This is a genomic window from Sphingobium sp., assembly GCF_035511395.1.
Lineage (GTDB): Bacteria > Pseudomonadota > Alphaproteobacteria > Sphingomonadales > Sphingomonadaceae > Sphingobium.
Genome location: NZ_DATKFP010000165.1, coordinates 1 through 4,631 on the forward strand (window position 1 = coordinate 1; position 4,631 = coordinate 4,631).

7 protein-coding genes are annotated in these 4,631 nt (G+C 62.9%); 1 reads left to right on the top strand and 6 read right to left on the bottom strand.

From position 1 onward, the window contains the following. The 4 genes from VMR39_RS11310 to VMR39_RS11325 form a co-directional block, all read right to left on the bottom strand. Positions 1–505 (bottom strand): ATP-binding protein (locus tag VMR39_RS11310; protein ID WP_325416065.1); only part of this gene is annotated, 505 nt, incomplete at its 3' end. Between the two features lie 153 nt (positions 506–658). Beyond that, positions 659–1,099, bottom strand: a complete 441-nt coding sequence (locus VMR39_RS11315; protein WP_037511094.1) for a hypothetical protein — start codon at positions 1,097–1,099, stop codon at positions 659–661. A 2-nt stretch (positions 1,100–1,101) separates the two neighbouring features. Next, complete coding sequence (locus tag VMR39_RS11320) at positions 1,102–2,628, bottom strand: DUF3560 domain-containing protein (protein ID WP_052076676.1); 1,527 nt, start codon at positions 2,626–2,628, stop codon at positions 1,102–1,104. A 134-nt stretch (positions 2,629–2,762) separates the two neighbouring features. Beyond that, positions 2,763–2,981: a hypothetical protein gene (locus VMR39_RS11325; protein WP_037511091.1), complete on the bottom strand. Its 219-nt coding sequence runs from the start codon at positions 2,979–2,981 to the stop codon at positions 2,763–2,765. 295 nt (positions 2,982–3,276) lie between these two features. On the opposite strand from VMR39_RS11325, the gene VMR39_RS11330 reads away from it, so the two are divergent. Continuing rightward, a complete protein-coding gene (locus VMR39_RS11330; protein WP_037511088.1) occupies positions 3,277–3,774 on the top strand; it encodes a MucR family transcriptional regulator in 498 nt (165 codons plus the stop codon). Positions 3,775–3,840: 66 nt separating this feature from the next. Here the strand turns inward: VMR39_RS11330 and VMR39_RS11335 are convergent, their stop codons facing one another. Both VMR39_RS11335 and VMR39_RS11340 read right to left on the bottom strand, forming a co-directional pair. Continuing rightward, positions 3,841–4,137: a type II toxin-antitoxin system RelE/ParE family toxin gene (locus VMR39_RS11335; RefSeq protein WP_037511085.1), complete on the bottom strand. Its 297-nt coding sequence runs from the start codon at positions 4,135–4,137 to the stop codon at positions 3,841–3,843. Then, positions 4,134–4,415, bottom strand: a complete 282-nt coding sequence (locus VMR39_RS11340; protein ID WP_037511082.1) for a type II toxin-antitoxin system ParD family antitoxin — start codon at positions 4,413–4,415, stop codon at positions 4,134–4,136. Before VMR39_RS11340 ends, VMR39_RS11335 begins: the two co-directional genes overlap by 4 nt. Positions 4,416–4,631 lie beyond the last annotated feature (216 nt).

Consider the following 4,631-nt stretch of genomic DNA (forward strand, 5'->3'; position numbering starts at 1 on the left):
AGAAGCGAGCCGCGCTCTTGACCGCCTGTTCCAATTGCTGCGCCCACGCCTCGGGCAGATCGATCTCGATTTCCGTGCCCTTGTCGAGCGAGCAAGGGACGACATCGAGCGGCTGGCCGGTTTCCCACGCGTGCGGAGGGATCGTCACCTGCCATGCCGCGCCATGGTCGGCGGCATGGGAGCGCACGGAAACATGATGCCCGGCGAGACTGAACACGCCCATGCCCGCGGGATCCTCCGACCGGGCGATCGTCTCATCCCAACCGGAGTCGCCCAGCGCCAGAAACTTGACCGGATCGGCGATGCCGCACCCGTCGTCGCGGATGCGCAGCATGGGTCCCCCATCCGTCTCGACCTGGGTGATGTCGATGCGCTTCGCGCCAGCGCGACGTGCGTTCTGGATGATTTCGGTGAGGACGGCCTGCACCCCACCATCAGTGAAACGGCTGATTTTGGTGAGCAGCGACGCACTGACCATCGTATTGATTGTCGAGGGAAAAGTCATGGGAGCCTCCTGGATTGCCGCGACTTCATCGCCGCACTCCTCATCACTCCTCATCACTCCTCCTCCACTCCATGGCCCGATCGCACCGCGGGAATGTGGCGCCCCAGCTGCATGGTCCGGTTGCCGGACGGGTGGAGGATCCCGGTCGGGTGATCAGGCGGAGATGCGCCGATAGACGCACTCACCGTTCGAGAGGCGCCCCAGGCGGACAAGCGTCGCGAAACGCTGTTCGAATTTTGGCCCGATCCGCTCGAACCATCGCTGTGCCAGCCCCTCCCGGCCGGTATCGATGTCGCCCCGCAAGACCACCCAATAGGCTATGCAGCCGCAATATTCCGAGATGCCGAAGCGGGCATAGCCGTTCATGGCGACAATCCGGTCTTCACGGTCGATCCACCCATCGTGGGACCATGCCGAAGGATAGAGTGCGAGCACCTGTTCCCGAAAATCCGCGACGATGAACTCCCAGCCATCCTGTGCGGCAAATTCATCGAAATGGCGGGTGTCGGGATCGTCGTCATCCTCGATCCAGCCCGCGTCCCACTGAGCAAACGCGACATGCGCTCCGCCGGGATGAGATACAGAGCGCCCCATGGTCAATTCCCCCCGATGGCAAGCGGCGGCGCAATGGGCAGTGCCGGAGAGGCAGCTTCCTCGTTCGCGGCATGGCGGGCACCGGCTTCCAGAGCATCGAGGTCGATCGGCAAGAGCTTGCCCGGCTTGTCGGTGATCACCACCACCGAATCCGGCTTGTAGAACTCGCTGCCAATCGTCGAGATGCGAATGCGGACCACCGGCTCGCCAGACCGCACGCGCTCATGTCCTTTCCATTCCAGCCGGACGCGGCGGCCATCGGCGGCTATCTCGACGGTCTTGAAAAGCGCGTAGTCCCCTTTCGCGTTTTCCGAATAGATCGCCTGCGTCGTCATATAGATTTCCGCAGGTTTGGCTGTGCCCTGCTTGCCCTTGCAGGCCGCGACCATCCGCAGGTTCCAGATGGTCTGCAATTGCCAGGCCTGTTCGGCGGACGGATTGATCAGCGGCACGGCATCCGGTTTGCCCGAGGCACGCCGCGCCTTCTTCTCCGGCACCCTGTAGCCGCTGCCCTGCATCAGGTCGCGCCACTCGTTCCCGCTCAATTCAACGCTGGATGCCGACGCGATATGCGCCGGAAGCGGGACAGGGCTTTCGAGCCGGACGACGCCCGCCGCGATCACGGTGCATTTGGGGCTTTGTGCGCCGTGCTCGCGAGCGAAGGCCTGGATGATGACCGGGGTCAGTTCGCCATCATGGCGCGGCACATCGCCCAGCACGGAACGCTCGAACGCGAGCCGGTGCAGGATGTGCTCGATCCAGCGGCGGTGGTTGGGGCCGTTGACGGCGAGTGTTGCCCCATCGATGCACTGCTGCCGTGCGTTGGCGGGTGTGATCTCGCCCTTGTCGACCTTGTAATAGAGATCATAGCCCGACCAGAGTTCGCGGGAATCCCTGATGCCGAGCGCATGGTGGATCTGTTCGTCGGTCGTGATCTCCTCCCAGATCGCCAGAGCCGCATGGGCCCTGTTGATGCCGCGCTGAAGGTCGCGCAGTTCCGCCAGCAGCGTCTTGATCCGGTTGGCGCGGACGCGCGGGTCGTTCTTCCTGCTGGCATAATGCTGCGCGCTGCTCGCGCGGCCGAGCCAGTAGCCTGCCGCTTTTTCCGCCTTTACGGACGCCGTCATGGCGGAGCGCATGCGTTCCTGGGTCTTGCGCGCGCCGCGCTCGCTATGATGGCCGACCAAGATCGGCTGGCCCATATAAAAGGCCTGCGACAGTTCGTCCGCGCGGCGCGCGAAGGCGTTGGATTGCGCATGGCGCCTGTCTGCAAGGCCCTCGAGCCGTTCGGCCTTCATCGCGGCGCGTTCTGCCAGGCTCATTTCTTCGGCTGCGATCTCGCCCGCCAGTTCGATGGCCAAATCCTCACACTGCGGTGTCCACCTGGGCGCGACGAAAAGCTCCTGCTTCGGAGCCCATTTGAACCCGGCCTCCTTGACCCGGGCATAGGTCTCGGCATCGAGACGCGAGGACGCATAGATGCGGATCTTGTTGTCCTCCGGGCTGTAGGTTGCGGTAAAGCTGGTCATCGATCGTCCTTTCGAGGAGCCCTGCGATCATCAGGTTTCGGGGCAAGGCGGTGCATCTGTGTTCCCCGGAATCACGAAGCCCGGCGCGATGGCCGGGCTTCGTGAAACGCGAGGAATGTCGGTGTCGGGCGCATTCACGGATCGATGGACCGGGCGATAGCGGTGCAGCCAAGACCAGGAATGGCGGAGCGATAGTAGGTGCTGTTGCCGCATAGGGCGATCGCCGCCTGCTCGGCGCGATACCAGTTCACAGCGTCGATCGTATAGACTTCGCTGGCAAAGCACTCAGCATCCGAAAAAAACGAAACGGTTACGTCGAAAGTGCGAAGTGGCACGAAGGCATCTGCGCTCATGGGTTTGTTCCTGTCGATTGATGAGATGCGCGGCCGCGCATCAGGGCGGAAGCCGCGATGTTGGGCAGACACTCGCCCCTTCCGATCGATGCACCCTTCAGCCGCATCCCTTCCATTCCTCCTCCCCTTCAAAGGGTGTTCGAGGTAGGATGCGCGGATGGTGGCCAGTGGAGTGGTGATGCCAGCGGACGCGTTTGCTTCAGCGATTTGCCTTAATCATCCGGTTGCCATGTAGCAGGCTGGCCGATAGCCAGTCAGCGTAGCCTATCGTCTCCGACCTGGAAGATTCCTGCCAATGACCGAAGCCATCGATCGCGACCGCGCCCTTATCACCCTCACTGCCGAGATTGTCGCCGCGCATGTCACGCACAATAGCGTGTCAGCAACGGACCTTCCGACGCTCATCAGCAGTGTCCATGAAGCGCTGAACGGCCTTGGGAAGGCGGCTGACGGGCCGGAGATCAGGCAGGAACCGGCCGTTTCGGTCCGCTCCTCGATAAAGCCGGACTTCATCGTCTGTCTGGAGGACGGCAAGAAGCTCAAGATGCTCAAGCGGCACTTGATGACGCACTATCAGCTGACGCCTGAGGACTATCGCGCGAAGTGGCGTTTGCCGGCCGATTATCCAATGGTCGCGCCGAACTATGCCGAACAGCGCCGCTCACTAGCGAAGAAGATCGGTCTTGGCCGCAAGCCGCGGGCGGTGGAAACCGCCCCCGCTCCCGAGGCGCAGAAAGCGCCAGCTACACGGCGGACACGCAAGAAGCCTGCTGAGGCCGACCAGCCCGTTTAGTATCAAGGCGCCTGGTCCGGCGTCCTCGACCACGGGCGGCATGACGCGCTACCCGCCCGGCTCACCTCAAAGAAGGTTCAAGGCACGGTCGATATCCTGGCCGGGACCCAGGATACGGACGACACCGATCCGATCGCCTGCAACCCGATAGAGCAAGGCATAGCCGCGATAGGATCGGCGCCTGACGCCGTATTGCTCGTAGCGGGGAACCAGGGGAAAGCCTTGCGGCATTTTAGCAAGGCCCCGTGCGGCGCTCTCGAGTTCCGCTATGAAGGTGGCCGCGCGAACGGGGTTGTCCTGCGCGATATAGCGGGCGATCGCGCGCAGATCGCGCTGGGCGGCCGACGCCAGTATGACGATCATTGAAGCGGCGTCTGCTGGCCCTGGGCTTCGATTTCGGAGGTGAGTTCGCGGCAGAAAGCGCCAAGTTCACGGCCGCCTCCGCTCTCGAGTTCCTGGACGGCTTCCTCGACCGAAGCGTCGAGCGCGCTCAGCCAGCGCTGCTCGATCTCCGTATCTGCCTGGTCTCGGCGGATGAGATCGCGCACATAGTCGCTGACGCTGGCATAGTGCCCATTGTCGATACGCGTCTGCACATAGTCGCGCATCGGATCGGGCAGCGAAACATTCATGGATGCCATTGACGTATCTCCTGAGATCATAATGGCAGAAATTGCCATCGAAGGCCAGAGCCCTGTCGGGATCAGGCGGCGACGGCAGCCGCTTGCGGCACCGCCATGCTTTCGTTGCCCGAAGGCGGCGCCAGCGTTGCATGCTTTTCGTTTTCGGGCTCGAATTCGCCCTTCGTCGTCAATTTCACCGACGACCCGGTGCGCATCGGCGCGAACGAACTGGCG